Annotated in this window: 27 protein-coding genes and 1 pseudogene; 11 read left to right on the forward strand and 17 right to left on the reverse strand. The window is 73.1% G+C overall.

All coding sequences use genetic code 11. The features are described from left to right. Window positions 1-59: 59 nt before the first annotated feature. Window positions 60-671, reverse strand: coding sequence for a general stress protein (locus tag Asi02nite_RS19230; RefSeq protein ID WP_203714808.1), 612 nt, complete (start codon window positions 669-671; stop codon window positions 60-62). Window positions 672-753: 82 nt separating this feature from the next. Then, on the reverse strand, window positions 754-2,148 hold the full coding sequence (locus Asi02nite_RS19235) for a glycoside hydrolase family 6 protein (protein WP_203714815.1): 1,395 nt from the start codon (window positions 2,146-2,148) through the stop codon (window positions 754-756). A 132-nt stretch (window positions 2,149-2,280) separates the two neighbouring features. Between Asi02nite_RS19235 and Asi02nite_RS19240 the strand changes: the two genes are divergently transcribed. Continuing rightward, window positions 2,281-3,084, forward strand: a complete 804-nt coding sequence (locus Asi02nite_RS19240) for a class I SAM-dependent methyltransferase (protein WP_203714816.1) — start codon at window positions 2,281-2,283, stop codon at window positions 3,082-3,084. Between the two features lie 235 nt (window positions 3,085-3,319). On the opposite strand, the gene Asi02nite_RS19245 is transcribed toward Asi02nite_RS19240, so the two are convergent. Further along, a complete protein-coding gene (locus tag Asi02nite_RS19245) occupies window positions 3,320-4,156 on the reverse strand; it encodes a polysaccharide deacetylase family protein (protein WP_239126820.1) in 837 nt (278 codons plus the stop codon). Window positions 4,157-4,230: 74 nt separating this feature from the next. Continuing rightward, window positions 4,231-5,541: a hypothetical protein gene (locus tag Asi02nite_RS19250; protein WP_203714818.1), complete on the reverse strand. Its 1,311-nt coding sequence runs from the start codon at window positions 5,539-5,541 to the stop codon at window positions 4,231-4,233. Window positions 5,542-5,687: 146 nt separating this feature from the next. Here Asi02nite_RS19250 and Asi02nite_RS42580 point away from each other — a divergent pair, with 146 nt between their 5' ends. Together Asi02nite_RS42580 and Asi02nite_RS42585 are read left to right on the forward strand one after the other, a co-directional pair. Then, window positions 5,688-5,936 carry a hypothetical protein gene (locus tag Asi02nite_RS42580; protein ID WP_308440165.1) on the forward strand — a complete coding sequence of 83 codons (249 nt, stop codon included), beginning with the start codon at window positions 5,688-5,690 and terminating at the stop codon, window positions 5,934-5,936. Further along, on the forward strand, window positions 5,933-6,358 hold the full coding sequence (locus Asi02nite_RS42585) for a DUF4097 family beta strand repeat-containing protein (RefSeq protein ID WP_308440166.1): 426 nt from the start codon (window positions 5,933-5,935) through the stop codon (window positions 6,356-6,358). The genes Asi02nite_RS42580 and Asi02nite_RS42585 overlap by 4 nt, the downstream gene beginning before the upstream one ends. Before the next feature lie 55 nt (window positions 6,359-6,413). On the opposite strand, the gene Asi02nite_RS19260 is transcribed toward Asi02nite_RS42585, so the two are convergent. Both Asi02nite_RS19260 and Asi02nite_RS19265 read right to left on the reverse strand, forming a co-directional pair. After that, the gene (locus Asi02nite_RS19260; RefSeq protein ID WP_203714819.1) at window positions 6,414-6,578 is read right to left on the reverse strand and encodes an RNA-dependent RNA polymerase family protein; all 165 of its coding nucleotides are present in this window, start codon (window positions 6,576-6,578) and stop codon (window positions 6,414-6,416) included. Continuing rightward, window positions 6,575-7,174, reverse strand: a complete 600-nt coding sequence (locus Asi02nite_RS19265; RefSeq protein ID WP_203714820.1) for a DUF1684 domain-containing protein — start codon at window positions 7,172-7,174, stop codon at window positions 6,575-6,577. The genes Asi02nite_RS19260 and Asi02nite_RS19265 overlap by 4 nt, the downstream gene beginning before the upstream one ends. Before the next feature lie 81 nt (window positions 7,175-7,255). On the opposite strand from Asi02nite_RS19265, the gene Asi02nite_RS19270 reads away from it, so the two are divergent. Both Asi02nite_RS19270 and Asi02nite_RS19275 read left to right on the forward strand, forming a co-directional pair. Beyond that, window positions 7,256-7,729 (forward strand): MarR family winged helix-turn-helix transcriptional regulator, encoded by a 474-nt coding sequence (locus tag Asi02nite_RS19270; protein WP_203714827.1) that lies wholly within the window; start codon window positions 7,256-7,258, stop codon window positions 7,727-7,729. Between the two features lie 9 nt (window positions 7,730-7,738). After that, window positions 7,739-8,728, forward strand: a complete 990-nt coding sequence (locus Asi02nite_RS19275; protein WP_203714828.1) for a pirin family protein — start codon at window positions 7,739-7,741, stop codon at window positions 8,726-8,728. Between the two features lie 6 nt (window positions 8,729-8,734). Here Asi02nite_RS19275 and Asi02nite_RS42350 read toward each other — a convergent pair whose 3' ends face one another. Beyond that, complete coding sequence (locus Asi02nite_RS42350) at window positions 8,735-8,863, reverse strand: hypothetical protein (RefSeq protein WP_275410363.1); 129 nt, start codon at window positions 8,861-8,863, stop codon at window positions 8,735-8,737. Between the two features lie 163 nt (window positions 8,864-9,026). On the opposite strand from Asi02nite_RS42350, the gene Asi02nite_RS19280 reads away from it, so the two are divergent. Then, entirely contained in the window at window positions 9,027-10,604 is a 1,578-nt protein-coding gene (locus tag Asi02nite_RS19280; RefSeq protein WP_203714829.1) for a phospholipase D family protein, read from the forward strand. Here Asi02nite_RS19280 and Asi02nite_RS19285 read toward each other — a convergent pair. The 3 genes from Asi02nite_RS19285 to Asi02nite_RS19295 are packed head-to-tail and all read right to left on the reverse strand — an operon-like array spanning window position 10,601 to window position 13,342. Next, window positions 10,601-11,737, reverse strand: a complete 1,137-nt coding sequence (locus Asi02nite_RS19285; protein WP_203714830.1) for a protein-L-isoaspartate O-methyltransferase family protein — start codon at window positions 11,735-11,737, stop codon at window positions 10,601-10,603. The genes Asi02nite_RS19280 and Asi02nite_RS19285 overlap by 4 nt on opposite strands. Beyond that, window positions 11,734-12,948: an aminoglycoside phosphotransferase family protein gene (locus Asi02nite_RS19290; RefSeq protein WP_203714831.1), complete on the reverse strand. Its 1,215-nt coding sequence runs from the start codon at window positions 12,946-12,948 to the stop codon at window positions 11,734-11,736. The genes Asi02nite_RS19285 and Asi02nite_RS19290 overlap by 4 nt, the downstream gene beginning before the upstream one ends. A gap of 43 nt (window positions 12,949-12,991) precedes the next feature. Next, on the reverse strand, window positions 12,992-13,342 hold the full coding sequence (locus tag Asi02nite_RS19295; protein ID WP_203714832.1) for a hypothetical protein: 351 nt from the start codon (window positions 13,340-13,342) through the stop codon (window positions 12,992-12,994). Window positions 13,343-13,394: 52 nt separating this feature from the next. Here Asi02nite_RS19295 and Asi02nite_RS19300 point away from each other — a divergent pair, with 52 nt between their 5' ends. Beyond that, on the forward strand, window positions 13,395-13,886 hold the full coding sequence (locus Asi02nite_RS19300) for a metallophosphoesterase family protein (RefSeq protein ID WP_203714834.1): 492 nt from the start codon (window positions 13,395-13,397) through the stop codon (window positions 13,884-13,886). Here the strand turns inward: Asi02nite_RS19300 and Asi02nite_RS19305 are convergent. From Asi02nite_RS19305 to Asi02nite_RS19325, 5 genes are all read right to left on the reverse strand, one after another. Next, window positions 13,883-14,884 (reverse strand): serine hydrolase, encoded by a 1,002-nt coding sequence (locus Asi02nite_RS19305; RefSeq protein ID WP_203714836.1) that lies wholly within the window; start codon window positions 14,882-14,884, stop codon window positions 13,883-13,885. The two genes, Asi02nite_RS19300 and Asi02nite_RS19305, sit on opposite strands and share 4 nt — an antisense overlap. A gap of 67 nt (window positions 14,885-14,951) precedes the next feature. Next, the gene (locus Asi02nite_RS19310) at window positions 14,952-15,974 is read right to left on the reverse strand and encodes a serine hydrolase (RefSeq protein WP_203714837.1); all 1,023 of its coding nucleotides are present in this window, start codon (window positions 15,972-15,974) and stop codon (window positions 14,952-14,954) included. A gap of 53 nt (window positions 15,975-16,027) precedes the next feature. Next, the gene (locus Asi02nite_RS19315; RefSeq protein WP_203714844.1) at window positions 16,028-17,290 is read right to left on the reverse strand and encodes a cation:proton antiporter domain-containing protein; all 1,263 of its coding nucleotides are present in this window, start codon (window positions 17,288-17,290) and stop codon (window positions 16,028-16,030) included. Further along, window positions 17,287-17,955, reverse strand: coding sequence for an HAD family hydrolase (locus Asi02nite_RS19320; RefSeq protein ID WP_203714845.1), 669 nt, complete (start codon window positions 17,953-17,955; stop codon window positions 17,287-17,289). The genes Asi02nite_RS19315 and Asi02nite_RS19320 overlap by 4 nt, the downstream gene beginning before the upstream one ends. Further along, window positions 17,952-20,006 (reverse strand): ATP-binding SpoIIE family protein phosphatase, encoded by a 2,055-nt coding sequence (locus Asi02nite_RS19325; RefSeq protein ID WP_203714846.1) that lies wholly within the window; start codon window positions 20,004-20,006, stop codon window positions 17,952-17,954. Before Asi02nite_RS19325 ends, Asi02nite_RS19320 begins: the two co-directional genes overlap by 4 nt. A 114-nt stretch (window positions 20,007-20,120) precedes the next feature. Here Asi02nite_RS19325 and Asi02nite_RS41690 point away from each other — a divergent pair. Beyond that, window positions 20,121-20,769, forward strand: a pseudogene (locus Asi02nite_RS41690) (mechanosensitive ion channel family protein); the annotation flags it as partial. A gap of 461 nt (window positions 20,770-21,230) precedes the next feature. On the opposite strand, the gene Asi02nite_RS19335 reads toward Asi02nite_RS41690, so the two are convergent. Further along, window positions 21,231-21,443, reverse strand: coding sequence for a hypothetical protein (locus tag Asi02nite_RS19335; RefSeq protein ID WP_203714847.1), 213 nt, complete (start codon window positions 21,441-21,443; stop codon window positions 21,231-21,233). Between the two features lie 87 nt (window positions 21,444-21,530). Here Asi02nite_RS19335 and Asi02nite_RS19340 point away from each other — a divergent pair, with 87 nt between their 5' ends. Next, window positions 21,531-22,250, forward strand: a complete 720-nt coding sequence (locus Asi02nite_RS19340) for a hypothetical protein (RefSeq protein ID WP_203714848.1) — start codon at window positions 21,531-21,533, stop codon at window positions 22,248-22,250. A 38-nt stretch (window positions 22,251-22,288) separates the two neighbouring features. Further along, window positions 22,289-23,560, forward strand: coding sequence for an MFS transporter (locus Asi02nite_RS19345; protein ID WP_239126821.1), 1,272 nt, complete (start codon window positions 22,289-22,291; stop codon window positions 23,558-23,560). Window positions 23,561-23,732: 172 nt separating this feature from the next. Here the strand turns inward: Asi02nite_RS19345 and Asi02nite_RS19350 are convergent, their stop codons facing one another. Continuing rightward, window positions 23,733-24,176 carry a MarR family winged helix-turn-helix transcriptional regulator gene (locus Asi02nite_RS19350; RefSeq protein ID WP_239126822.1) on the reverse strand — a complete coding sequence of 148 codons (444 nt, stop codon included), beginning with the start codon at window positions 24,174-24,176 and terminating at the stop codon, window positions 23,733-23,735. Window positions 24,177-24,258: 82 nt separating this feature from the next. Here Asi02nite_RS19350 and Asi02nite_RS19355 point away from each other — a divergent pair, with 82 nt between their 5' ends. Next, window positions 24,259-24,681, forward strand: a complete 423-nt coding sequence (locus Asi02nite_RS19355) for a MarR family winged helix-turn-helix transcriptional regulator (RefSeq protein ID WP_203714849.1) — start codon at window positions 24,259-24,261, stop codon at window positions 24,679-24,681. Window positions 24,682-25,010: the final 329 nt, after the last annotated feature.

The following is a 25,010-nucleotide window of genomic DNA, read 5'->3' on the forward strand; positions in this document are numbered from 1 at the left end:
GTGGGGCGCCGGCCTGGTGGCCGGCGCCCCGCCGTTGCCGCCGAGACGGCGTCCCGGTCTCAGCTGGCGCCGCTGGCCTGCCAGTTCATCCGGGTGATGAGCTGGCGGGCCGCGTCGGCGTGTTCTGCGTCGACCATGACCGAGTATTCGCTTGCCTGTAGTGAGCTGCGTGACGTGAAGTCGCGCTGGCCGCGGGTCATGCCGTGGGCCAGGGCTCCGAACAGCGCGCCCCAGAAGGCGCCGATGGCCAGGGCCGAGAAGACCACGGCGAACCAGTTGGCGTCCGTGAAGATGCCGAACAGCAGGCCGATGAAGAGGCCGAACCAGGCGCCGCTGCCCGCGCCCGCCAGGGCGGCGCGGCCCGTGGTCAGGCGGCCCAGCACGTTTTCCACCAAGCGCAGGTTGCTGCCGACGATCGCGGTTGTCTCCACCGGGAACTGGTTGTCCGACAGGTAGTCGACCGCCCGCTGGGCCGCCGCGTAGTCGGTGTAGGTCGCGACGTTCACGGTCGGGCGGCTCGGGCCCGGGTCGGTGACCGGGGCACCGCCGAAGACGCCACCGCGGCCGCCGAGGCCGCTGCCGGGCATCGGCGCGCCGGGGCCGGCGGGTGCCGCTGGTACGCCGCCGGGCCCGGGCGGGATGTTTCCGGCCGGCGTCGAGGGAGTGGTCATCTTTCCTCCTTGTTCGCGTACCAACTTCCCTGATCTTCGACCGGATAACCGTCGCCGTGGTGTCGTTCCCGTCAACTCGTCGTCAAATGACCGAACAGACGCGGTCGCCCAGGCGCCACTGGGTGGGCTGCGCGAACGTGCCCGTGTAGGTGCCCTGGAAGCCGATCGTGGTCGACCCACCGGTCGGCAGGTTGGTGTTCCACGACAGCGGGCGGGCGGTGAGCTGGCTGCCCGACTGGGTCCACGTCGCGCTCCAGCCCTGGGTCAGCCGCGCGTCGCCGCCGAGGGTGGTGGTCACGGTCCAACCGGACACGGCCGGACCGTTGTTGATCACCGTAAGCTCGGCCGTGAAGCCGCCCTGCCAGATGTTGAACCGCTGCCGCACCTGACACCCACCGGCCGCCGGCGGCGTCGTCGGCTGGCTCGTGGGCGGGTTGGTCGTCGGCTGCCCCGTCGGCTGCCCCGTCGGCTGACCTGTCGGCTGCCCCGTCGGCTGGCCCGTCGGCGGGTTCCACGGACCGGCCGCGATCGCCAGGTCGTACGCCCGCTGCGGCACGAACTGCCCCGCCCCCGCGATGCACCCGTCGGCCTCGCCGGGGAGCTTGACCCAGAGGTACGCCGCGATGGCCGTGTCACCGGTCTGCGTGGTGCTCGGCACGCCGATCGCCCGCCCGGCCGGGTCGCACCACTCGGAGCCGAGCGGCCCGTTGCCGTTGCGGCTCGTGTCGATCACGGCCTTGAGCGCCGGCGCGCCGATCGCCGAGAGCACCGCCTTGGCCCACGGCACCGCCTCGCTGTTGGCCCGGTAGTTGGAGACGTTGACCGAGATCCCGTCGGCGCTGTTGACGATGTCGGCCGCCACCGCGCGCGACGCGGCCTCGGAGGCGGACAACCAGGCCGAGTGCCCGACGTCGTAGTAGACCCGGGCCTGCGCCGAGCCGGCCTTGAGCTTCTTTCCGGCGTACGCCATCGAAGCTCTGGTCTCGGCCTGTTGGCTCGCGTTCTGGCAGTTGGTCATCAGCGGCAGCACGTCGGGTTCGAGCACGATCGTGGCGGGCCGGCCGGCGAGCCCGGCGGCCACCTCGTCGACCCAGGCCCGGTAGGCGGCGTGCGAGGGCGCCCCGCCGGCGCTCGCGCCGCCGCAGTCCCGGTTGGGGATGTTGTAGACGACCATGATCGGGATCTTGCCGGCCGCCGCGGCGGCACCGACGAACGCGGAGACCTGTCCGCGTACGGCCGAGGTGTTGGTCGTGGTGAACCAGCGGGCCTGCGGCACCTCGGCGATCCGCTCGCGGATCACGGCGGCCCGGCTGTCGGACGCGTTGGCCGCCACCCATTGCGCGGCGTTGGTCTCCGGGTCGACGTAGAAGACCGAGTCGACGGCCGCCTGCGCACCCGGGGCGACCAGGGCGGTCAGGGCCACGGCGAGGCCCACCACGCCGGCGCACGCCGCGCCGAGGATGGATCTGCGTTGCATAACGGTTCTCCCATCAAAATAGAGGACCGTCAGTGGAAGCGCTCCCAGGCAGGATACGGCGCCGACCCTCCCGTGTGAAGACCGCAAAACTCGCTGTCGCGGGGGTACGCACCGGCGGTAGCGTCGCCCGACGTGCCGGACTGGGAATGGGACGAGACGCTCTACGCCGGAAGCGCGGTGCACTACCCGGTCGGCCGGGTGGCGTACCCGCCGGCACTCGCGACGGCGATCCGTGACGCGCTCGGCCTGGACGGCACGGGCCGGCTGCTCGACGTCGGCTGCGGCCCCGGCTCGCTGACCCTGCTGCTCGCGCCGCTCTTCGCGGCGGCGGTCGGGGTCGACGCCGACCCGGGGATGCTCGCGGAGGCCGGCCGCCGCGACCCGGGCGCCACCGTCCACTGGCGCGCCATGCGGGCTGAGGACCTACCGGGCGGCCTCGGCCGGTTCCGGGTGGTCACCTTCGCCCAGTCCTTCCACTGGATGGACCAGCCGCGGGTGGCGCGGAGCATACGCCCCATGGTCGACCAGGCCTGGGTGCACGTCTTCGCGCAGACCCACCGCGGCCTGCCCGACACCGACGGCCTGCCCCATCCGCCGCCGCCGTGGGACGGGATCGACGAGCTCGTCCGCGGCTACCTGGGCCCGGTGCAGCGGGCCGGTCAGGGCTTCCTGCGCAACGGCACCAAGGACGGCGAGGAGGACGTCATGCGGGCGACGGGCTTCCAGGGCCCGACCCGGATCACCGCCGTCCCGGCCCGGGTGGTGACCCGCACGACCGACGAGGTCGTCGCCGCGGTGCTGTCGCTGTCGGGCTCGGCGCCGCACCTGTTCGGCGACCGCCTCCCCGCGTTCGTCGACGACCTGCGCAAGCTGCTCGGCGACGGCCCGTTCGCGGAACGCCTACGCGAGATCGAGATCGTCATCTGGCGGCCGTGAGTCTACGGTGGACGGATGCCCCGGCAGCGGCGTTCCGCGGGGAACGGGAACGGATCAGAGCGATCGGCGTGTACGGGTCGATGGCAGGCCTCGGTTTCGTGGCCGGCGTGCTCGGCGGGGCGTTGATCACCCAGTTCTGGGGCTGGCGGTGGATCTTCCTGGGGCCTGCGGTGGGCGTTGCTCACCTGTCTCGGTGCGTTCTGTCTGCCCGCGCTCGTGCTCGTGGCGCGGGGCCTCAGCCCACGTAGTCCTCCAGCAGCGCCGGAGTGAGGCCCGCCTTGTGGATCGCCTTCAGTGCCGCCAGCAGGTCGTCCATCAGTGCCGGGCGGAAGTGCATGAGCAGCACGTCGCCTGGGTGCAGGATCTTCTCCGGGGTCTGGTAGCGGACGATTCCCTTGTCGACGGTCTCCGACCAGTAGAAGACCGCCTTCGCGCCACACTCGTGGGCTACCGTCATCGTCGTGTCGTTGTGGTCGCCGAACGGTGGCCGGAACAGGGTCGGGCGCTTGCCGAAGAGCTGTTCGAGCTTGTCCGCCGAGCCGCAGATCTCGTGTTTCTGGCTGCTGTAAGACAAGCCCGGCAGCGAGCGGTGGCTGATCGTGTGGTTCTCCACGACACCGCCGGCGGCCTCGATCTCCTTGAAATAGTCCGTGTGCGCCGTCGCGGCCGGTGAGTTCAGGAACATCGTCACCGGGATACCCGCCGACCTGATGAAGGCCGGCACGTCCTCCGGCCGGGCCAGGCCGCCGTCGTCGATCGTGATGAACGCGACCTTCTGGTCCGTCGGCACGCGCAGCCAGAACGGCGGCTCCCCGGGCTTGATCGCCTCACGGAGCTGCGGCGTCGGTGGCAACGGTGGAAACTCCGGCACCTGGGCGACGTACCACTCCAGGGTTCCGCGTTTCGGCGGTGTGCTCGGGGTGGGGCTGACCGAGGGCGACACACTCGGGCTCGGCGGCGACGCGCTCGGCCTGGCCACGGTCACGGGTCCGGCGATGGCGTGCGAGGTGCAGGCGCTCAACGCGACCAGCGACACGACGGCCAGCAGCCGACGGACACGAGTAGCGGGCACGCCGGAACGGTAACGGTCGGTTCTCAAGATCGTGTCAGCGTACTCGGGGCTGTTGCTGGAAGGCGCGCCGGTGCTCAGGCAGCGGTCGCGGGGAACACCACGAGCGACCCGTCGCCGCTCCGCTCGATCTCGATCGCGACGTCGGCCTGGTGGACACCCACGTCGAGGCCGTCGCCGAGGGCGCGGAGGCGGTACGCGGTCCGGAGTAGCTCGTCGACCTCACCCTGCGTGAACATGATGCTGCGGAACCCGCCCGGCCGCTTCACCTCGAGGGTCGACAGCCGAAGGAGGACCGATCGGATGCCCGATTCCAACTCGTCGAGGCGACGCTCGTCGTCGCGCAATGTGCCGATGAAGCTCTTGAACGGATTGTGCGTCTCCACCGCCTGAGCGTGCTCGACGGCTTGCAGCACGAGCACCCGACGCTTGAGAGCGATGACGAGCCGGGCGAGTTCGAGATGTGCCCGGAACGCGCCGCCGTCCTCGTTGATGCCGGGAAACGCCTTCGTCAGCGCACCGACCTCGACCGGCCCTTCGGGCAGCGCGGCCAAGGCGTCCTGCCATTTCCCGAGCCGGCTCTTGGTGCGTTCGAGGGCGGTGCTGATCGCGTACGACGAGGAGTCCAGCCCCAACGACAGCCCGATCCTGCCCTGGTCGAGAAGAACCGACGTCGCCTTGTCGATGGCGTCGCGACAACCGTCCAGCTCGCTGCGCTCGGTCTCCAGCGCGTCCTCGTGCAGCTGCTCCAGGAGATCGGTGATGCGCGCGATCGCCTTCTGCCGCTGCTGGTCGGCGTAGGCACTGACGCCGACCGCGACGGCCATCAGCACCAGTGGCGCGGCCACCGTCAGCGCTCCGGCACTGGCCACGGCGACACCGGCGGTCGTGGCCGACCCGGTCGCCGCACCCGCGACAGCGGCCTTCCCGGCAACGGGCACGAACGTGGCCTGGGCCGCGATGCCACCGCCGGACGTCACCAGCGCACTGTGCACCCCTTGTGCGGCGGCCTTCGACGCCATCGGCGCGACGAGTCCTTTTCCGACCTGAGCGGCGACCTTCGCCGGCACCACCATCCGGTAGAGCACGTCGCCGGTAGCCCCGACGTCCAGCGTCGGTGATTTCGTCGTCGCCGTCACGAGCTGCGACAGCTGCTGAGCGAGCGGACTGGCCGCGTTGAGCGGAATCCCGCCGTTGCGATCGCGTCTGGTCGACAACGGGTGCGCTTCGAGCGTCGCGATGGGGGCATCCGCGAGCGTCGCCAGCACCGTGCGCAGGTCCGAGAGCCGGGCCGGCGTCATGCCCTCGTCGCCCAGCACGTTCGGCACGTTCACGGACTCGGTCGCCAAGGTCCATACCGGCACCTGTGCCGTGCTGTCAGTGGTCACGCCCCGTCCCCTCTGCGAACTCCCGTCCACGGTAGGCGGTTTGCGCGGTGCCAACATCAGCCCTTCGGGCCGCGGGCGGGGGCGTGTCAGGGATGGTGTCAGGGCTGTGGCGGGGGTGTGGCAGGGCTGCTGCCGATAGTCGACGCATGACGAAGCAGACGTTCGAAACGCCCAACGCCATCTCCGTTGTTCTCGATGTGCCCGCCGGGCGGGTTGAGTTCATCGCCGGGGACCGCAGTCACACCAGCGTCGTTGTCGGGCCCGCCGATGCCGGCAAGGGGCGTGATGTCAAGGCCGCCGAGCGGGTCACCGTCGAGTACGGCGACGGGTCCTGCGGATCACCGACCCGACCGACCGCAACAAGCTCGTCGGGTCCTCCGGGTCCGTCGCCGTGACCGTCGAAGTGCCCGCCGGGTCGCGGGTCGAGGGGAAGTCGGCAGCTTGCGAGGTCCGCGGGGTCGGTCGTCTCGGCGATGTCACGTTCGACGGCGCCTACCGGAACATCAGGATCGACGAGGCCGGAAGCGTCCGACTGACGGCGATCGACGGCGATGTCGAGGTCGTCCGGCTGGGCGGGCCGGCGGAGATCAGCACCGCCCGCGGTGACATCCGCATCGCCGAGGCCGTGCGGGGCGCGGTGGTGCTGCGGACCGAGCTCGGTGACATCTCCGTCGGCGCGGCCGCCGGCGTCTCGGCCGCCCTGGACGCCGGCACCGGCTACGGCCGCGTCAGCAACTCGCTCAAGAACGACGGCGCGGCGGACCTGACCATCCGCGCCACCACCTCGCACGGCGACATCACCGCACACAGCCTCTGAGATCACCCACCACCGGGCCCACCGCGACCGTCGCGGTGGGCCCGCCTACGTGCTGTCAGCGGTTGTCGTACGCGGCCACCAGCCGCTTCGGCGCCCTGTGGCGCCACCCCAGCTCGATCAGCGTGGCCGCGACTCGGAAGCCGGGCAAGCGGAAGTGCGGCTTCTCGATCACCGAGGGCAACGCCAGCGCCCAGGCCCGTACGTCGCCCAGTGTGATCATCTCGGCTCCTGGCCGTGGTAGTTCAGCTCACCCGCCTCGATCGGCGGCGCCAGGCGGTTCTCCTCCGGCGCGAGCGGACAGGCCCACCGGTCGTCGTACGCGCAGGACGGGTTGTAGGCGTAGTTGAAGTCGAGCCGGACACGGCCCTCGCCCAAAACTTCGAGACCGCGACCGAACGTGCCCTTGACCGTGTCCGTCAGATAACGGCCCGCGCCATAGGTCTGCGGCCCCGCGGTCCCGTCGCGGAAGGGCACGAACAGCCCGCCCCCGTACGCCGAGATCCAGAACAGCGTCAGCGGCCCCCACGGCGTCTCCGCGATGCCCACCCGGCGGTAGTGCACCACCCCGTCCGGGCCGCCCGTGTCGATGCTCTCCACACCCTCGGCCGGCCGCACAGACACCTCGGCGATCGCCCCCGGGTTGGCGGCGAAATAGCGCAGCCCCGCGAACGACGCCCGGGAGTCAGCCGGGATCGGTGACTGAGCGTGGTTCGCGAACAGCTCATCGCGACCGGCCCGGAAGCCGTCGAGATCCGCGTCGGAGAGGTAGAGGCGGGCCACCCGCTCGCGCCAGTCCGCCAGGTCAAGGTCATCCACACCACCAGGCTAGCCCCGGGAACAACAGCGGCACCGGCGCAGTTGTTCAGATTTGAAATAAGCGGTACGGTCGGAGGCGTGATGAGTGACGAACGGTCGTTGAGCCCGGCGGAGTTGGCCGCCTGGCGCGCGGTCGTGGAGTCCAGCCAGCGGCTGCTCACCCGGATCGAGGGGGAGCTGCGCGAGCAGAGCGACCTCAGCCTGGCCGACTACCACGTGCTGGTGCGGCTCTCCGAGGCGCCCGACCGGCGACTCCGGATGGGCGACCTCGCGGCCAAGCTGATCTTCGCGCCGAGCCGGCTGACCTACCACATCGGCACGATGGAGAAGCGCGGGCTGGTCATCCGCCAGCCCTGTCCGGAGGACCGGCGCGGCAGCGAGGCCGTGCTGACCGACGCCGGGCTGGCCGCCCTGCGCGCAGCGGCGCCCGAGCACCTGCGGTCCGTACGCCGGCATTTCCTCGACGAGGTCGACGAGGCCGACCTGGCCGCGCTCACCAGGATCTTCACCCGCACCGACGAGCGGCTGACCGCCGCCCCCGCAGAATCCCGCTAGGAGAGTCCCATGCCCGCCGTCACCGTCGAAGACGTCCTCGTCCTCCCGCGCCTGCCCCGCCTCGACCCCGCCGCCACCACGTTCCGGCCGGTGCGCTCGCTGACCACCGCGCCCAGCGGCTTCGAGGGCGAGGGCTTCCCAGTGCGCCGCGCGTTCGCCGGCGTCGCGCTGACCGACCTCGACCCCTTCATCCACCTCGACCAGATGGGCGAGGTCGACTACGCCCCGGGTGAGCCGAAGGGCACCCCGTGGCACCCGCACCGCGGCTTCGAGACCGTCACGTACATCATCGACGGGATCTTCGACCACCAGGACTCCAACGGTGGCGGCGGCACGATCACCAACGGCGACACCCAGTGGATGACCGCGGGTTCCGGCCTGCTGCACATCGAGGCCCCGCCGGAGCACCTGGTGATGAGCGGCGGCCTGTTCCACGGCCTGCAGCTGTGGGTCAACCTGCCCAAGGTCGCCAAGATGAACCCGCCGCGCTACCAGGACATCCGCGGCAAGGAGTCGGGGCTGCTGACCACGCCCGACGGCGGCGCGCTGATCCGCGTCATCGCCGGTGAGATCGCGGGCCAGACAGGCCCCGGCAGCACCCACACGCCGATCACCATCGCGCACCTGACCGTGCAGCCCGGCGCCGAGGTCGACCTGCCGTGGCGGCCGGACTTCAACGCCCTGGTCTACGTGCTCGGCGGCCGTGGCACCGTCGGCCTCGACAAGCGGCCGATGCACACCGGCCAGCTCGCCGTGCACGGCGCGGGCGACGCGCTGCGGATCACCGCCGACCTCCAGCAGGACGCGCACACGCCGGCCCTCGACCTCTACATCATGGGTGGCGAGCCGATCCGGGAGCCGGTGGCGCACTATGGCCCGTTCGTGATGAACACCCGCGCGGAGCTGGTCAAGGCGTTCGAGGACTACCAGGCCGGGCGGCTCGGCGTGATCCCGGCCGAGCGGGTCCCGCACTCGGCGGGCGAGGGCGACCGCCCCTGACGAGCGTCAGGCGGTCACCAGGAATATCGCGATCACGCCCAGGACGACCATGACCAGGATGGCGAGAAGGAGACCGTTTTCGCTGTTGGACTCCCGCGTACGGCCGTCCGACTCCGGGATGATCTCACTGCTCATCGGGGCCTCCTTACCTGCCGTCCTTTGACGATGACGGTAGGCGCGCCGTTACGGAGAGAAATCGCGGTTTCGCGCCATCCCCCGCGGTTCTGTGTCAACGTGTCCGGCGGCTCACGTCCGGGCCGGGGTGTGAACGGACGGTCGACAGGGAAATCCCCCATGAATGCCGATGGAGGACTGGTTTCTCACAGGGGCGGAGCGCGGCAATCCCGCGTCGGATCTACCCAACTGGAGCGAAGGCAACCACTGCGAGCCCCTCGTGCACGGCGCGAGCTACTTCGCGGACCTCGTGCGCACCGTCGAAGGGCTGAGCAAGGGCGACCACCTGCTGTTCACCGACTGGCGCGGCGACCCGGACGAGCGGCTGCTGCCCGACGGCCCCACGGTCGCGGAGCTGTCCTCCCGGGCCGCCGAGCGCGGCGTGGTGGTCAAGGGGCTGGTGTGGCGGTCCCACCTCGACAAGCTGTCCTACAGCGAGGAGGAGAACCGCCACCTCGGTGAGACGGTCGGGGCCGCCGGCGGTGAGGTGCTGCTCGACCAGCGGGTCCGCCGGGGCGGCTCGCACCACCAGAAGCTCGTCGTGGTGCGCCGCCCTGACGACCCGGCGGGCGACGTGGCGTACGCCGGTGGGATCGACCTGTGCCACAGCCGCCGCGATGACGCCACGCACCTCGGTGACCCGCAGCCGGTGACCATGGCCCGGGCGTACGGGCCGCGCCCGCCCTGGCACGACGTCCAGCTCAAGCTGCGCGGCCCCGTCGTCGACGTGCTCGACCAGGTGTTCCGCGAGCGCTGGACCGACCCGATGCCGCTGGACATCGAGAACCCGCTGGCCTACCTGCGCGACCGCTGGCGGCACGCCGACCTGACCGCCGACCCGCTGCCCGCGCGCCCGCCGGCCGCCCGCGCCGCCGGTCCGCACGCGGTGCAGGTGCTGCGCACCTATCCGGCGATCCGGCCGCGCTACCCGTTCGCCCCCGACGGCGAGCGCACCGTGGCCCGCGGCTACGCGAAGGCGATCCGCCGCGCCCGCCGGCTCATCTACCTCGAGGACCAGTACCTGTGGTCCACCGAGGTGGCCGCGCTGTTCGCCGAGGCCCTGCGGGCCAACCCCGACCTGCACCTGGTCGCGGTCGTGCCCCGGCATCCGGACATCGACGGCCGGCTGGCGCTGCCGCCCAACCAGGTGGGCCGCGAGCTCGCGCTGCGGCTGTGCCGGGAGGCGGCACACGACCGGGTGCACGTCTTCGACGTGGAGAACCACGAAGGAACGCCGGTGTACGTGCACGCGAAGGTCTGCGTCGTCGACGACGTCTGGGCCAGCGTCGGCTCCGACAACCTCAACCGTCGCTCGTGGACCCACGACAGCGAGCTGTCCTGTGCCGTACTCGACTCCACACCGGACCCGCGGGAGCCGCGCGACCCCGGCGGCCACGGTGACGGCGCCCGCGTCTTCGCCCGCGACCTGCGGCTGCGCCTGCTGGCGGAGCACCTGGACCGGTCCGGTCCGGATGGCCTGGTGGATCCCGCCGAGGCGATCGAGGCCTTGGTCGACTCCGCGGCGCGGCTGGAGGAGTGGCACCGCGGCGGCCGCCGGGGCCCGCGGCCACCGGGCCGGCTGCGCCCGCACCAACCGGAGCGCCTGAGCCGGCGCACCCGGCTGTGGGCGGTCCCGGTCTACCGCCTCGTCTACGACCCCGACGGCCGCCCGCTCCGCGAACGCCTCAAGGGGCGGTTCTAGACCAGCGACCACTCGCGCGGCACGTAGATGGGAGCCGCCGGGTCGCCGCCCAGCACCAGCGCCGCCCGCCAGCGTTCGATGCCCGGCATGCCCAGGTCGGCCCAGCGGTCGACCAGGATCCCGGCGTCCGAGGCGTACGTCGCCGCGTGCGCGCCGGCCGCCAGGATCGCGCCGTCGGCCAGGATCGCCGCCCCGCCCGTCCGGGTCTCGTCGAGCAGCACGCAACCGGTGCCGCCGTCGTACGGCGCGCCCGTCGTCCGGCGGTCCCAGGCGCCGATGCCGAACCAGAGGTCGTGGTAGCGCAGGCCGTCCAACGGCTGCGGCCAGCGGGCCGTCTCCACCTCTTCGAGCGCCGCCCAGTCGGCCGCGCGGACCGACGCCGGGTGCGCCCACGGGTAGGTCGCGCCGAGCGCGCCGCCCGCCGCCATGAAGCCCGCGCCGCAGACGCCGCCGGCCCAGATGTCGGTGCGCGGCGGCCAGCCCGGCTCGGCGATGCGCGCGGCCGGCTCCGTCCACACCCGCAGCACCGGGTTGTTGCCCGCGTGCGCGACCGGCGCCACGATCAGCCCGCCGGGCACGAGTTGCGCCAGCCAGTGCGGCGAGATGCCGGTGACACCGACGGTGACCATGACCCGGTCGTACGGCGCGCCGCTCGGCTCGCCCAGGTAACCGTCGCCGATCAGCACCCGGGCGCCGGTGACGCCGGCCGTGCGCAGCGCGTCGGCCGCCTTGGCGGCCACGTCGGGCTGCACGTCCACACTGGTCACGTCGGCGCCGAGCGCGGCCATCAGCGCCGCGTTGTAGCCGGTGCCCGCGCCGATCTCCAGGATCCGCATGCCCGCCGCGACGCCGAGCTCCTCGATCATCAGCGCCATCAGCGACGGCTGGCTCGACGAGCTGACCGGCCGCCCGTCGGCGAGCTTGGTGACCAGCGCGTCGTTGCGGTAGACGCCGGCCAGGAAGCCGTCGTCACCCGGGCGCAGCAGGCCCGCGTCCTGGCTGTGGAAGCCGTCGGCCAGGAACACCTCGCGCGGCACGGTCGCGAAGGCGCGGGTGAGGTCGTCGCGGGTGAGCCCGCCGTCGCGGCGCAGCACGTCGACCAGCCGTGCGCGCAGCCCGGACGCCTCGCTCATGCACCTACCGTAGGCGTCCCCGCGGCTTCGCGCGCCTCCCGGAGCCAGTGGGGCACGTCGGCCGCGTGGTACGGGTGTTCGGCGGGCTCGATGCCGGCGAGGAACGACGCGTAGACGGCCGCGTTGCGCAGTGCGGCGACCGGCCGCAGCGCCGCCACCGCCGCCTCGGGGACGCAGCCCGGCACCGCCGCCCGCCAGCGCGCCGCCCACGCCGCCACGAGCCCGGCCGCCGCGTCGCGGTCGACGTTCTCGCTCAGCCGCAGGATGTCGAAGACCGGGTTCCCCAGGTACGCGTCGCCCCAGTCGATCACCACCGGGTCGCCGTCGCCCGCGACGCGGGTGTTGCCGGGATGCAGGTCGCCGTGCACGAGCGTGTCCGGCAGCCCGGCGGCGGCCGCGGCGGCGAGCCGCTCGTCGAGGTCGGGGAGGACCTCGTCGACGGCCGGCCGGTGCGGCGCCAGCGTGGCCCTGATCCACTCCGCGAGCCGTGGGCCGCGCCGGTCGGGCACGCCGGCCGCGGCGAGCGATTCGAGGTCGCCGGTCGCCGCACGCTGGATGCCGTGCGCGACCACGCCGATCCGGTGGCGGCCGGCCAGGTCGGCCTCGTACCAGTCGACGCCGGGCACGTCGGCGAGCAGCAACCGGCCCTCGTCGCCGGCGGCGAGCAGGCCCGGGGCCTGCCCGGGAGCGGCGCCGGCCAGCCAGCGCAGCACGGCGCCCTCGTGGCGGAAGAACGGCGGCACCTGCTTGAGCCAGGCCTGCCGGCCGTCGGCGGCCTCGAGGCGCCAGATCGCCGACAGGTTCCAGGTGCGGTGCTGGTGCGCGGTGATCTCCGACGTCCAGCCGTGCGCGGCCAGCCGCGCCCGGGCCCAGGCCAGGCTGCGGGCGGGGCCGCCGGGCTCGGCGTAGGGCGCCCGGTGGGGCTGCGGCGCGGCCAAGCCGGCGGGGTCGACGCCGGCCGTCGCGAGCGGCTCCGCGGCCGCCGGCGCGGCCACGCACTCGGCCAGGTAGGTCACCGTGCCGCCGGGCATCTTGGGACGGTCGGCGCCGAGCAGCCGCAGGATCGTGACGTCCAGGCCGAAGTGCACCCGGGCACCGGCGACGACGTCCGCGGACTCCTGCCACCACGGCACCGGCACCGGATAGGGCGGCAGCACGCCGAGCGGCGTGCCGGCGGCGTCGACGAGGACCAGGCGGGCGAGACGGGTCACGCGCGGCAGGCTAACCGCACCGGCGGGCCGCCGCGACCGGGTTTCAGCGCAGTCCCGCGCGCGGCTCCAGCGGGGCGACCACCGGTCTGGCCGGATCGGCCGGCGGGATCGGCTCGGTCAGCCCGAGCAGCTCCTGGCGGGCGTTGAGCAGCGCCAGGATGAGCTCGTCGAGCCGGGCCGGGGTCAGCGCGTAGCGGCCGATGGGATGGGCCGACAGCACGGTCGGCGGGGTCCCCGCGTCGATCGCCTGTCCGAGCGTCAGCACGACCTGGTCGGGCGTGCCGTTGGCGTGGTCGAGCTGGGCCAGGAACTGGTTGGCCAGCTCGACGCGGGGCATGCCGTCGGCGACCCAGTGGACGGGGGCTTCGGGCCGGGCAGCGTCGTTGACCTTCACCTTATCGACGATGACACATGTGCGCCCGGCCCGCACAAGTAGCGTGGGGAGCATGCTGCTGGTCGTCATGTCGGACACCCACCTGCCGAAGCGGGCGAAGGACCTGCCTGCTCCACTGTGGATGATGGTGGACGAGGCCGACGTGGTGGTGCACGCCGGCGACTGGGTCGACGTCGACCTGCTCGACCGGCTGGAGGCGCGGTCCCGCCGGCTCGTCGGGGTCTACGGCAACAACGACGGCCCGGCGCTGCGGGCCCGGCTGCCCGAGGTGGCCCGGGTCGACCTCGACGGGGTGCGGCTGGCCGTCGTGCACGAGACCGGCGCGGCGACCGGCCGGGAAGCGCGCTGCGCGGCGCGCTTCCCGGACACGGACGTCCTGGTCTTCGGACACTCGCACATCCCGTGGGACACCGTGGCACCCACGGGGCTGCGGCTGCTCAACCCCGGCTCACCGACCGACCGCCGGCGCCAGCCCCACCACACGTTCCTGACGGTGGAGATCGCCGGCGGGGCGCTGACCGAGGTCGCTTTGCACCAGATCTAGCCGCCGTTGGACGGCTGGTAGCGGGGCGAGCGGGAGAGGCGCGCGGCGCTGTCGCCGGTGAGCGCGTCGACCGTGTCGAGGAACTGGCGGCCCATCGTCGCGCGGGCGCGTACCGCCGGGTGGGTGGCACCGAAGTCCTCGGCGCCCGGCTGGCCGTCGGCGAAGATCGCGTAGGTCAGCACCGGCGCGCCCGACCGGTCGAAGATGACGCCTGCCTCGTGCCGGGCCGAGTCGAACCAGCCGGCCTTGGTGGCGATCCGCAGCCGCTCGTCGGACGACATCTCGCGGCGGATGCCGTCGGTGAACGCGATCGGCGCCCGCAGCTTCGACAGGATCGCGTCGGTCGAGGACGGCGAGAGCAGCGTTCCGGCGACCAGCGCCTGGAGCAGGTCGTGCGTCTCGCGCGGGGTGGACCGGCCGAGGAAGAACCGGTTGGGGTTGGCCACGGGCTCGACCTGGGTGTTCGGGAAGCCCTTGGCGACGAGGATCTCGTTGATCTCGGCGGCCGGCGCGACCAGCCCGCAGAGCCGCACCGCGGTGTCGTCGGAGACGGTGAGCAGCGCGGCGAGCACGTGGCCGAGCGTGACCGAGCTCGGGTACGCGCCGTCGAGGCTGAAGATGCCGTCGCCACCGGGCACCACGATCGCGGCCGTCACGTCGACCCGCTGGTCGAGGGTGAGCAGGCCGCGGTCGACCTTGTCGAGCACCGCCGTTGCCACCGCGATCTTGTTGACGCTGTAGGCCTCGAGCACGGTGTCGGCCTCGTCGGCGACCGCGACCTCACTCGACCCGGCGACCGTGACGTAGGCCTGCCAGTTGCCGCCGGCCGCCGCCGACTCGCGCGCGTAGACCCGGCCCACCTTGCGCGCGGCCCGCAGCGGCGTGGGCTCGGCGGTGGACGGCGCGGCCGAGGCGACGGCGGGTGCGCCGAGGACGGCACCCGCCGTGGCCAGCGTGCCGAGCCCGATGGCGGACCGGCGGTTGAGCGGCGAAACCATATGAAACCCTCCCTCGTGGACAGACCGCTCGATCCAACCACGAAAGAGTTTCATCCACCGCCCCGCGCTAGACGCCGTTCGACGGCTGCTGCAGCGCTTCCGCCACCGACAGGTCCGTCACCTCGCCGTTCAGGGACGAGGCCGCGTTGTAGAACGCGCGGCCCATCCGGGAGCGGGCGCGCAGGGCCGGATGGGTGGCGCCGAAGTTGGTCGCGCCGGTCTGGCCGGTGGCGAAGATGGCGTACGTCAGCGCCGGCTTGCCGTTGCGGCCGAAGATGAGGCCGGCCTCGTGCCGCCCGTTGCCGAACCAGCCGGCCTTGGTGGCGATCCGGGACCGCTCGGCCGACGACATCTCCCGGCGGATCCCGTCGGTGAAGGCGATCGGCGAGCGCAGCTTCGACAGGATCACGTTCGTCGACGTGGGGGAGAGCAGCCGGCCGGCGGCCAGCGCGCGCAGCAGCGTGTGCGTCTCGCGCGGGGTGGACCGCCCGAGGTAGAACCGCCTGGGGTTGGCCACCTGCTGCACCTGGGTGCGCTTGAAGCCCTTCTTCCGCAGGATCTGGTTGATCTCCGCGGCCGGGACGACCTCGCCGCAGAGCCGGGACGCCACGTCGTCGGAGACGGTCAGCAGGGCGGCGAGCACGTGGCCGAGCGTGACGGAGCTCGGGTACGCGCCGTCGAGGGCGAAGATGCCGTCGCCGCCGGTCCCGACGATCGCCGAGGTCACGTTGATCCGCTGGGTGAGCGACAGGTGCTTACGGTCCACCTTGTCCAGCACGGCCACCGCGACGGCGATCTTGTTGACGCTGTACGCCTCGACCGGTGTGTCCGCCTGGTCGTCGACCGCCACCTCCTTCGACCCCGCGACGGTGATGTACGCCTGCCAGGTGCCGCCGGCCGTCGCCGTCTCCCGTGCGTACGCCTGGCGCACCTGGCGGGCCGCGTCCAGCGGCGTCGACTCGGCGACGGGCATCGCGCCCTCCACGTCCGGTGCCGCCGCCACCGCGACCGCGGGCAGTCCGAGGACGGCTCCGGCGGTGGCCATCGTGCCGAGGCCGAGTGCGGCGCGGCGGTCAAGCTGGTGAACCATATGAAAACCCCCGTAAAGTAGACATACGAGGGGATTGAAGCACGAAGAACCCGTTACCCGGCGCCAGATTCGGCTCCCGTACGCTCTCCGGCGCGATCCAGGAACGCCATCACGGGTGTCGCCGCGATCCCGTGCACCACCACGGACACGACCACGGCCAGGCCGACGGTGGCCCAGACCACCGGCTCGCCCGGGAAGTCCGCGTGCGCGGTGGCGTACGCCAGGTAGAAGAACGAGCCGATCCCGCGGATGCCGAAGATCCCGATCACCCAGTGCTCGGCCGGGCGCCCGGGTGCGCCGCGCAGCGACAGCCAGCCCGCCAACGGCCGGATCACGAACACGAGCGCCAGGGCCACCAGCGCGGCCGGCCAGGTCAGCGGCGCCAGCAGGCCCGAGACGACGGCACCACCGAAGAGCAGCAGCAGGAGTACGGTCAGCAGCCGCTCGACCTGCTCGGCGAAGTCGTGCAGCACCTGGTGGTAGTCGTGCGAGCGCTCGGCCGCCCGGATCGCCCGCGCGGCCACGAACACCGCGAGGAACCCGTAGCCGCCGGCCACCTCGACCACCCCGTAGGCGAGGAACGTCGCGGCCAGCGCCAGGAAGCCCTCCGAATGCTTGGCGAGCCGGAGCTTCTCGGAGCGGGCCCGGAAGAAGAGCTTCCCGAGCAACCGGCCGATGAGGACACCGCCGACCACGCCGACGACGCCCTTGTAGAGCACGTCCACTGTGAACCACTCGGCCAGCCAGCCGCCGGGCGCGGCTCCGTGCTGGGCGATCAGGATCGCCGCGTACACGAACGGGAACGCCAAGCCGTCGTTGAGGCCGGCCTCCGAGGTCAGCGCGAACCGCACCTCGTCCTCGGAGTCCTCCTCGTCGGTCGGCTCGCCCACCTGCACGTCGGCGGCGAGCACGGGGTCGGTCGGCGCGAGCGCGGCACCCAGCAGCAGCGCGGCCGCCGGCACCAGGCCCGCCCACCACCAGCCCAGCAGCGCGACCGCGGCGATCGTCACCGGCATCGCGATCGCCAGCAGGCGCCAGGTCGACGACCAGCGCCGCCAGCCCAGCGGCCGGTCGATCTTCAGCCCGGCGCCCATCAGCGCGACGATCACGCCGATCTCGGTCAGGTGGGTGGCCAGCTCCGGATGGTCGAGCGGGTCCGGGGCGGGCAGCCCGGTCGGCAGCGCGAAGACGAGCACGCCGAGCAGGAGGAAGGCGATCGGCATCGACAGTGGACGGCGCTCCAGCACGCGGGGCAGGACGCCCGCGAGGAGGGCACCGACGCCGAGGATCGCGAACGCGGCGTCGGTGGCGCTCACGCCGTGGTCAGCGGTGACTCGTCGAGATGGGCGAGCAGGTCGGCCGGATCCTCGTAGACGGCGACCGCGCCCGCGCCGGCCAACTCGGCCCGCGACGTGCCACCGCAGGTGAGGGCCACGCACGGAAGGCCGAGCTTGGCGCAGGCGGCGACGTCCCAGATGGAGTCACCGACGTACACCGCCTGCCCGACCGAGAGGCCGAGCTTGTCGAGCGCCGCCTGGATGATGTCGGGCTCGGGCTTGCTGCGCTCGGCGTCGCCGGACGAGGTGGCCACGTCGGTGGCGTCGTCGACGTCGAGGGCGCGGCGCATCGCGGAGAGCTCCTCCGGCGTCGCGGACGACGCCAGCGCCACCTTCTGGCCGCGCTCGTGGCACGTGCGCATCAGGTCGGCCGCGCCGGGCAACGGGCGCAGCCGGGTCAGGTAGGGCGCGTAGCGCTCGCCGTGCACCGCCCGGATCAGGTCGTCGCGGGACCGGTCGCGCTCGGTGCCGAGCAGGTGGTCGAGCAGCCGGTCGGAGCCCATGCCCACGGCGCGATGGATCTGCGCGACGGGCACGTCGTAGCCGCCCGCCCGGAACCCTTCCCACCAGGTGACGGCGTGCAAGTAGGTGCTGTCGATCAGGGTGCCGTCGACGTCGAAGAGGACGCCCGCGGGTGAGCTCATGGCACCCCGATACCCCGCTCGCGTTCATTCGATGCGCGCAGGCCGATCTCGAACCAGACGGTCGAACCGCGCACCGCGGGGTCGGTGCCCCACGCGTCACTCAGCTCCTCGATCAGCCCGAGGCCGCGGCCCCGGCTGCTCAGCGTCTCGGCGTGCGCCCGGGTGACCGAGCCGCGGGTGCCGCTGTCGGAGACCGCGACCAGCAGCCGCTCGGCGCTGAGGTCGACCTGCACCCGGGCGGCGGTGCCGGCGTGCAGCAGCGCGTTGGTCGCCAGCTCGCTCGCGCACAGCACCGCGGCGCCGATCACCTGGTCGGGCACGTTCCAGGCCGTCAGTTGCGCCGACATCCAGTGCCGGACCCGGCCGGGCGCGGTGGGCTCCGCGGGGATCTCCATGCCCGCCGACCGGCTCGGCGCCGTCGCGTGCTCGACCGCCAGCACCGCCACGTCGTCGTCGGTGGTGCCGCCGACCGCGGCACAGGCGACGGCGCAGAGGGTACGGGGGTCCCCGCCCCGCGCGTCGGCCACGCTCGCCGCCACCTTCTCCAGTCCGGCGCCCACGTCCAGCCCGCGCCGCTCGATGACGCCGTCGCTGAACATCAGCAGCGTGTCGCCCGGGGCGAGCCGGGCCTCCGCGGCGGTGCGCCGGCCGCCCAGCCCGAGCGGCGTGCCGGCCGGCACCTCGAGATAGTCGGCCGTGCCGGCGGCGTGCCGGACCAGCGGTGGCGGGTGCCCGGCCGTCGCCATGGTCAGCCGGCCGTCGCGCTCGATCACGCCGTAGGCCACGGTGACGAACAGCTCGTCGGTGCCGGCCTCCGCGCCGAGGCTCGCCACCAGCCGGTCCAGGGCGGAAAGGACGCTGGGCGGCGCCGGATCCGCGAGCGCCAGCGCGCGCAGCGCCGCCCGCACCTGGCCCATCAACGCCGCCGCCCGCACGTCGTGGCCGGCGACGTCGCCGAGCACCACCGCGAGCCGGCCGCCGGGCAGCGCGAACGCGTCGTAGAAGTCGCCACCGGCCGCGTTGCCGTCGACGCCGGGCTCGTAGCGGGCCGCCAGCCGGAACCGGGGGTCGTCGGGCAGGTGCTCCGGCAGCATGCTGCGCTGCAGGAGTTGCGCGGTGCCGTGCTGGTTCTCGAACCGGCGGGCCCGCTCTGCCGCCTGCGCCACCAGCTTCGCGGCCGCGGTCAGCAGCGCCCGCTCGGCCGGCGACCACGGATGCTGGTCGGCCCGCCCGACCGTTAGCGCGCCGCGCAGCGACGGCGTGCGCAGGGGGAGCGCGGCCAGCGCGCGGACCTTCTCGTCGTGCCGGTCCTGGGCGGCGTCGCGCATCGGGCGGCCGTCGGAGGTGAACCGGGCGAGCCCGGCATGGGCCGCGACCGCCAGCGGTGCGACGGACTCGGCGGGGATCCGGCGCCAGACCGGCGGCAGCCGCTCGTCGGCGTCGTCGAGCACCTCGCCCCGGATGCGGCGGACCATCCGCCAGTCGTCGCCGTCGTCGACCCCGAAAGCCACCAGGTGTACGTCCGGGAACGACAGTCCGTAGCGGAGCGCGACCCGGGCGACCTCGTCGAGGGTGAGCGTGCCGGCCAGCGCCTCGGCGAGCTCGCTGAGACCCTGCAGGCGGTGCGCGACCGGCACGGGCTCGGTCGCCACGACCAGCACGCCGGCGACCCGGCCGCTGCCGTCCCGCACGGCCGAGAGCCCGCGGGTGGGCAGTGCCGGGTCGGGCTCACCCTCGTCGGTCGGCGGCCACTCCTGGTCACGGGGCACGAAACCGGTGTGCCGGGTCGCCCTTACGGCCTCGCCGGCCGGGCCGTCCCAGGCGGGGCCGAACACCTCGGCCGCGGGAGCGCCGTACGCGTCGGGGTGCCGGGTGCCGAGCAACTGCCCGTACGCGTCGTTGTAGATCAGCCGGTACCGGTCGCCGTGCAGCAACGCCATCGCGACCGGTGACCCGAGGACCAGGTCGACGACCGCGAGCAGGCCCGGATCCCAGCCGGCCGTCGGCACGTCCGACGCGCCCGCTGGCGGCGACACACCGGAGCCTGGCATGCCTGCAGCGTAACCGCCGGTGACCGGAGTGGCGCGGTGACGAGATCCCGGATTGCCGACAGCGCGGTTCGGGTAAACCCCCGCGCTGACATCCACCCCGACGGAAGGTCTCACATGAACATCGGTGCCGCCCTGACTGACATGTGGCGGTCGGTGCTGCTCTTCGTGCCGAAGGCCCTGGCGTTCCTGGCGATCCTGCTGATCGGCTACCTGATCGCGCGGGTCGTCCGGCGGCTGGTCGACACGCTGCTGACCCGGGTCGGCTTCGACCGGGCGGTGCAGCGCTCCGGGATCGGCCGGCGGCTGGCCAACTCGAAGTACGACGCCAGCGACATCCTGGCCCGCCTCGCGTACTACGCGATCCTGCTGTTCGCCCTGCAGTTCGCGTTCGGCGTCTGGGGACCCAACCCGATCAGCGACCTGATCTCCGCAGTGGTCGCCTGGCTGCCGAAGGCGTTCGTCGCGATCGTCATCGTGGTGGTCGCGGCCGCGATCGCCAGCGCGCTGCGGGACCTGATCAACGGCGCGCTGGGCGGGCTCACGTACGGGCGGCTGATCGCGACCCTGGTCTGGGCGTTCGTCGTGGGCCTCGGCGTGATCGCGGCGCTGAACCAGGTCGGCATCGCCACCACCGTGACGCAGCCGGTGCTGGTCGCCGTGCTGGCCACCGTCGCCGGCATCCTGATCGTGGGGGTCGGCGGTGGGCTGGTCCGGCCGATGCAGGGGCGCTGGGAGCGCTGGCTCGACCGGGCGGCGGCCGAGTCGGCCGTGATCCGTGAGCGGGCGCGGGCCTACCAGGCCGAGAAGGCGGCGGCGGAGCAGCGGCGGGTCGACGAGGAGGCGGCGGCGGAGCGGGCGCGGGCCGAGGCATCTCGTCTTGCCGCGGAGCGCGACGAGGCGGCCGCCGCGGCGCGGCGTGAGGCCGAGCAGCGGGAGGCGGCGGCGCGGGCCGACGTGGACTCGGGGCCGACCGCGGTGATCGGCACCGAGGCCGAGCGGACGCAGGTCATCCCGCGTCCGGAGGAGCAGCACATCGTGCCCGGGATGCGGGAGCCGACGCCGGCGGAGGGCCTGCCGGTCGCGGGTCAACGGCCGGCGGAGATCTCCTCGTCGGACGCGCCGACGGATCCTGCCGCGCCGGCACCGGCTTCCGCCGATGTCGAGGAGACCCAGGTGATCCGGCCGCGGGACGCCCGCGAGAGCTAGCCCGGTGGCGCCGGCCGGCTATTCCACCTGTTCGGTGGCCGGCTGGCGCCGCTGCGCGTCATCGACGAGGATGAGCGTGCCGAACATCATGCCGACGAGGATGCTCAGCAACCAGGAGTCGTCCTGCAACAGGTGGGCCGAGATCGGCGCCTGGACGGCGATGGCCAGGAAAGCGAGCCAGGCGAAGCGACGCTGGCCGAGCGTGAGGATGCTGTGGTTCGTCTCGCGCATTCCCGCAAGTCTGCCTGGAGGTCCGGGATGCACCAGTCGGCCGTTCGGCCGAGTTTGAGTGACCTGTCTGGGTTGGTACGGGCTCTGGTGCCCGTACTGGCCCTGCTGCTCGTCACCGCGTGCACCGCACCGGGTGCCGCGCGGCCCCGCCCGCACTGGGCGGCGGACCAGGCGCGCGGTCAGGTCGCCCGCCACTCGGCCCACACGGTGGTGGGCCCGCGAGCCGGCCTCGACGCGGCGACTGTGGTCCTCGACAGCGGCGTCACCGGTGTCACCGTGCGGGTGGCGGACCTCGGCGGCGACCTGTTCCGCGTGCGTACCCCCGATGGCTCTTCGGTCGTGCCCGTCGCCTCGCGGTCCGGTGCCGACGTGCGGCTGACGACGGCGGGCACCGGCCTCGGCGGCGCGGCGGCGCTCGACGTGACGCTGCACCGCGCGGTCCGCTGGCAGGTGCGGTTGGGCGGCGGCGCCCGCGACGCCCAGGTCGACCTGCGCGACGGCGCGGTCTCGGGGGTCGAGTTCGTGGCGGGCTTCGGGCGGATCGCGCTGACGCTGCCGCCGCCCCGCGGGACGGTGCCGGTGCGGATGAGCGGTGGCGCCGACTCGTTCCGGCTGGTGCTGCCCGGTGATGCCCCGGTTCGCGTACGGGTCGGCGGGGGAGCGGGGAGCGTGGTGGTCGACGGGGTGACGCGGACGGGCGTACCGGGCGGAACGGTCGTGGAGGGTCCGACCTGGGCCGCGGCGGCGGACCGTTACGACGTGGACCTGGCCGCCGGGGTCTCGCGGTTGGTGCTCGACCGCGGCTGAAGGTGAGGGGAGAGCGCTCTCGCCTTTATAGTCGCGCGGTGACCACCCCCGCTCCGCGCCCGATCCGGATGTCCCTGCTGCTGCTGGCGTACTTCGCGTTCATCAGCCTCGGCCTGCCCGACGGCCTCCTCGGGGTCGCCTGGCCGTCGATGGCGGACGGTTTCGGGGTGGCCACGGAGGCGGTCGGGCTGCTTTTGATCTGTTCGACGATCGGCTACTTCGTCTCGAGCGTGACGGCGGGCTTCGCCCTGGCCAGGATCGGTGTCGGCTGGCTGCTGGCGATCAGCACCGCGTGCGCGAGCGCGGCGCTGGCGGGTTACGCGCTCGCGCCGGCGTACGCGGTGCTGGCCCCCTTCGCCCTCCTGGCAGGCTTCGGCGGCGGCGCGATCGACTCGGGCCTGAACGCCTACGCGGCTTCCGCGTTCGGCGCGAAGCACATGAACTGGCTGCACGCGTTCTTCGGCCTGGGGGTGGCGATCGGTCCTTTGATCATGACCGCCGTGATCACGGGTGGGGGCTGGAGCTGGCGCTGGGGCTACGCCGTCGTGGCCGCGGCGCAGGCGTGCCTGGCACTGGCGTTCTTCGCGACGGTCCGCAACTGGGTCCGCCACGCTCCGCCGTCGGCCCCTGACGCCCCGGATCCGGCCGCGACCGTGGCGCCCGCCGGGGTCCCGGGCGACGGGTTGGCCACGGCGGTCGCCACCGCGCCGCCGGCGACGAAGGTCCGTATCCGGGAGACCCTGGCCATCCCGGCGGTCTGGCTGGGCGTCCTGGCCTTCGCGGTGTACGTGGCGGTCGAGGTGGCCGCCGGCCTGTGGGCCTTCCTGCTGCTGACGGAGTCGCGCGGCCTCAGCGCCGGGGTCGCGGGCCTGTGCGTGTCGCTGTACTGGGGCATGCTCTTCGTCGGCCGGGTGGTCCAGGGCGTGGCATCGGAACGCTTCAACCCGACGCGGATCCTGGTGGGCAGCCTGTTCGGCATGGCGGCGGGCGCGGCGCTGGTCGCGCTTCCGTTCGGCGCCTGGTCCGCGATCCTCGGCCTGGCGGTGATCGGCTTCGCCGCGGCCCCTGTCTTCCCCCTCCTGACCCTGACGACAGCGGACCGCGTAGGCGCGGCCCACGCGGACCGCGTGATCGGCATGCAGATCGGTGGCTCAGGCCTCGGCGGCGCCCTCATCCCGTCAGGCATCGGCCTGCTTCTGGGCAAGTTCGGCGCGGGTGCGCTGGGCCTGTGTCTGCTCGTGCTGTCGGTTCTGCTGATCGGCCTCTACGCGGCCGCCACCCGCACGAGGGCGGGGTCCGCCGTCGCCTGATAGCTACGGGATGGCTGGGGTCGTTCGCTGACCCTTCGTCATCGAGCAGATCCGCGACACGGCCTCCGCCTCCGCTTGTCGATCCGATCTACCCCGCCGCGACCCGGGGTCGGCCGCATAACGCGGGTCAGCTGCGTGACGGCTCCGGTACAGGGGTGAGCCCGGTCGACGGCTACATCGGGTGGCCATGGTGGTCGACGAGGGTGGTGAGGAGGCGGGTCAGTTGTGCACGCTCGGGCATGGTGAGCGGGGCAAGTAGCTCCTCTTCCACCCCCGACAGGATTCGGTCGAGCTTGCCTAGCTGGCGGCGGCCCGCGGGGGTCAGGGTGATGACGTTCTGCCGGCGGTCGGCCGGGTTGGGTGCGCGGTCGACCTGGCCGCGGGTCGCGAGCTCGTTGAGGACCGCGACCACGTCGCTGCGGTAGATGCCCGTGCGGTCGCTGAGCTGCGACTGGCTCGCCGGCCCCTGCTCGGCGAGCGTGGCCAGCACCGCGTAGTGCCACTTCCGGGCGTCGGCGGTCGCCAGCGCCTCGTTGACCAGCCGGTCGGAATGGTTGGCGGCCAGGGACAGCAGTCGGGTGCGCAGGTTGCGCAGCCGGTCCACGCGTTCGGTCACGGGCTCGATGGTAGCAGTTGCGTTAGTGGCACTAACGAACTAGCTTCGTTGGTGTTACTAACGATTGCCGAGAGGAACCACCATGACCGACTTCAACGCACAGCTGATCGGCCGCACCGAGAAGGCGCTCAACGCGATCCTCGACCGGGAGCTGGCGGCCATCGGCATCACCGAGCCGCAGTGGGTCGCGCTGACCCTGACGGTGACGGGAGGCAGCACCGGGGCGGAGGTGCTCGTGGGTCGGATCGCGCAGGCGCTGCGGGTCGACGCGGCCACGGCACGGCAACGCCTCGACGAGCTCGAGGCGGCGGGCCTGACCCGCATCACGGACGGCGTTGCCGCAGCCACCGACCAGGGCACGGCGAGCTGGCACCAGGTGCGCAACGCCGTCGCCCCGATCACCCGGACGCTGTGGGGCGACCTACCGCCAGCCGACCTGGCAACGGCGGGCCGGGTCCTGACCACGGTCCTCGCCCGCGCCGACACGATGCTGTCGGCTCGCTAGATCCGTTGGCGTACGACTCCAACACCGACGCGGCCGATCCGGGCCGTCGACCACCCGCAGGCGGTGGTCGACGACCCGACGGCCGCCCGGCGGTGCGCAGCAGGTCGGTTATCCGAAGTGGACGGGCCGCCTCGCGGTGCGCTGAACGCGCCGGAGCGGTCGGTATCGACCGCAGCCCCGTCGCCCTGACGTCGGCCTCGCCGTCGGCTGAATGCGGCCGAAGCCGGCCAGCATCGACCGCAGCCCCATCGTCCTGACGCGGGCCTCGCCGTCCGCTGAACGCGGGCCGAGCGGCCGGTATCGACCGCAGCCCCATCGCCCTGGCGCCA

Source organism: Asanoa siamensis (genome assembly GCF_016862555.1).
Taxonomy (GTDB): Bacteria; Actinomycetota; Actinomycetes; order Mycobacteriales; family Micromonosporaceae; genus Asanoa; species Asanoa siamensis.

Bases quoted from the DNA above. Each gene is read 5' to 3' on its own strand.
- Asi02nite_RS19230 (WP_203714808.1), bottom strand. From the start codon at position 671: ATGACCACTCCCTCGACGCCGGCCGGAAACATCCCGCCCGGGCCCGGC.
- Asi02nite_RS19235 (WP_203714815.1), bottom strand. From the start codon at position 2,148: ATGCAACGCAGATCCATCCTCGGCGCGGCGTGCGCCGGCGTGGTGGGC.
- Asi02nite_RS42580 (WP_308440165.1), top strand. From the start codon at position 5,688: ATGACGAAGCAGACGTTCGAAACGCCCAACGCCATCTCCGTTGTTCTC.
- Asi02nite_RS19260 (WP_203714819.1), bottom strand. From the start codon at position 6,578: ATGATCACACTGGGCGACGTACGGGCCTGGGCGCTGGCGTTGCCCTCG.
- Asi02nite_RS19270 (WP_203714827.1), top strand. From the start codon at position 7,256: ATGAGTGACGAACGGTCGTTGAGCCCGGCGGAGTTGGCCGCCTGGCGC.
- Asi02nite_RS19275 (WP_203714828.1), top strand. From the start codon at position 7,739: ATGCCCGCCGTCACCGTCGAAGACGTCCTCGTCCTCCCGCGCCTGCCC.
- Asi02nite_RS42350 (WP_275410363.1), bottom strand. From the start codon at position 8,863: ATGAGCAGTGAGATCATCCCGGAGTCGGACGGCCGTACGCGGGAGTCC.
- Asi02nite_RS19280 (WP_203714829.1), top strand. From the start codon at position 9,027: ATGCCGATGGAGGACTGGTTTCTCACAGGGGCGGAGCGCGGCAATCCC.
- Asi02nite_RS19285 (WP_203714830.1), bottom strand. From the start codon at position 11,737: ATGAGCGAGGCGTCCGGGCTGCGCGCACGGCTGGTCGACGTGCTGCGC.
- Asi02nite_RS19300 (WP_203714834.1), top strand. From the start codon at position 13,395: ATGCTGCTGGTCGTCATGTCGGACACCCACCTGCCGAAGCGGGCGAAG.
- Asi02nite_RS19305 (WP_203714836.1), bottom strand. From the start codon at position 14,884: ATGGTTTCGCCGCTCAACCGCCGGTCCGCCATCGGGCTCGGCACGCTG.
- Asi02nite_RS19310 (WP_203714837.1), bottom strand. From the start codon at position 15,974: ATGGTTCACCAGCTTGACCGCCGCGCCGCACTCGGCCTCGGCACGATG.
- Asi02nite_RS19320 (WP_203714845.1), bottom strand. From the start codon at position 17,955: ATGAGCTCACCCGCGGGCGTCCTCTTCGACGTCGACGGCACCCTGATC.
- Asi02nite_RS19325 (WP_203714846.1), bottom strand. From the start codon at position 20,006: ATGCCAGGCTCCGGTGTGTCGCCGCCAGCGGGCGCGTCGGACGTGCCG.
- Asi02nite_RS19335 (WP_203714847.1), bottom strand. From the start codon at position 21,443: ATGCGCGAGACGAACCACAGCATCCTCACGCTCGGCCAGCGTCGCTTC.
- Asi02nite_RS19355 (WP_203714849.1), top strand. From the start codon at position 24,259: ATGACCGACTTCAACGCACAGCTGATCGGCCGCACCGAGAAGGCGCTC.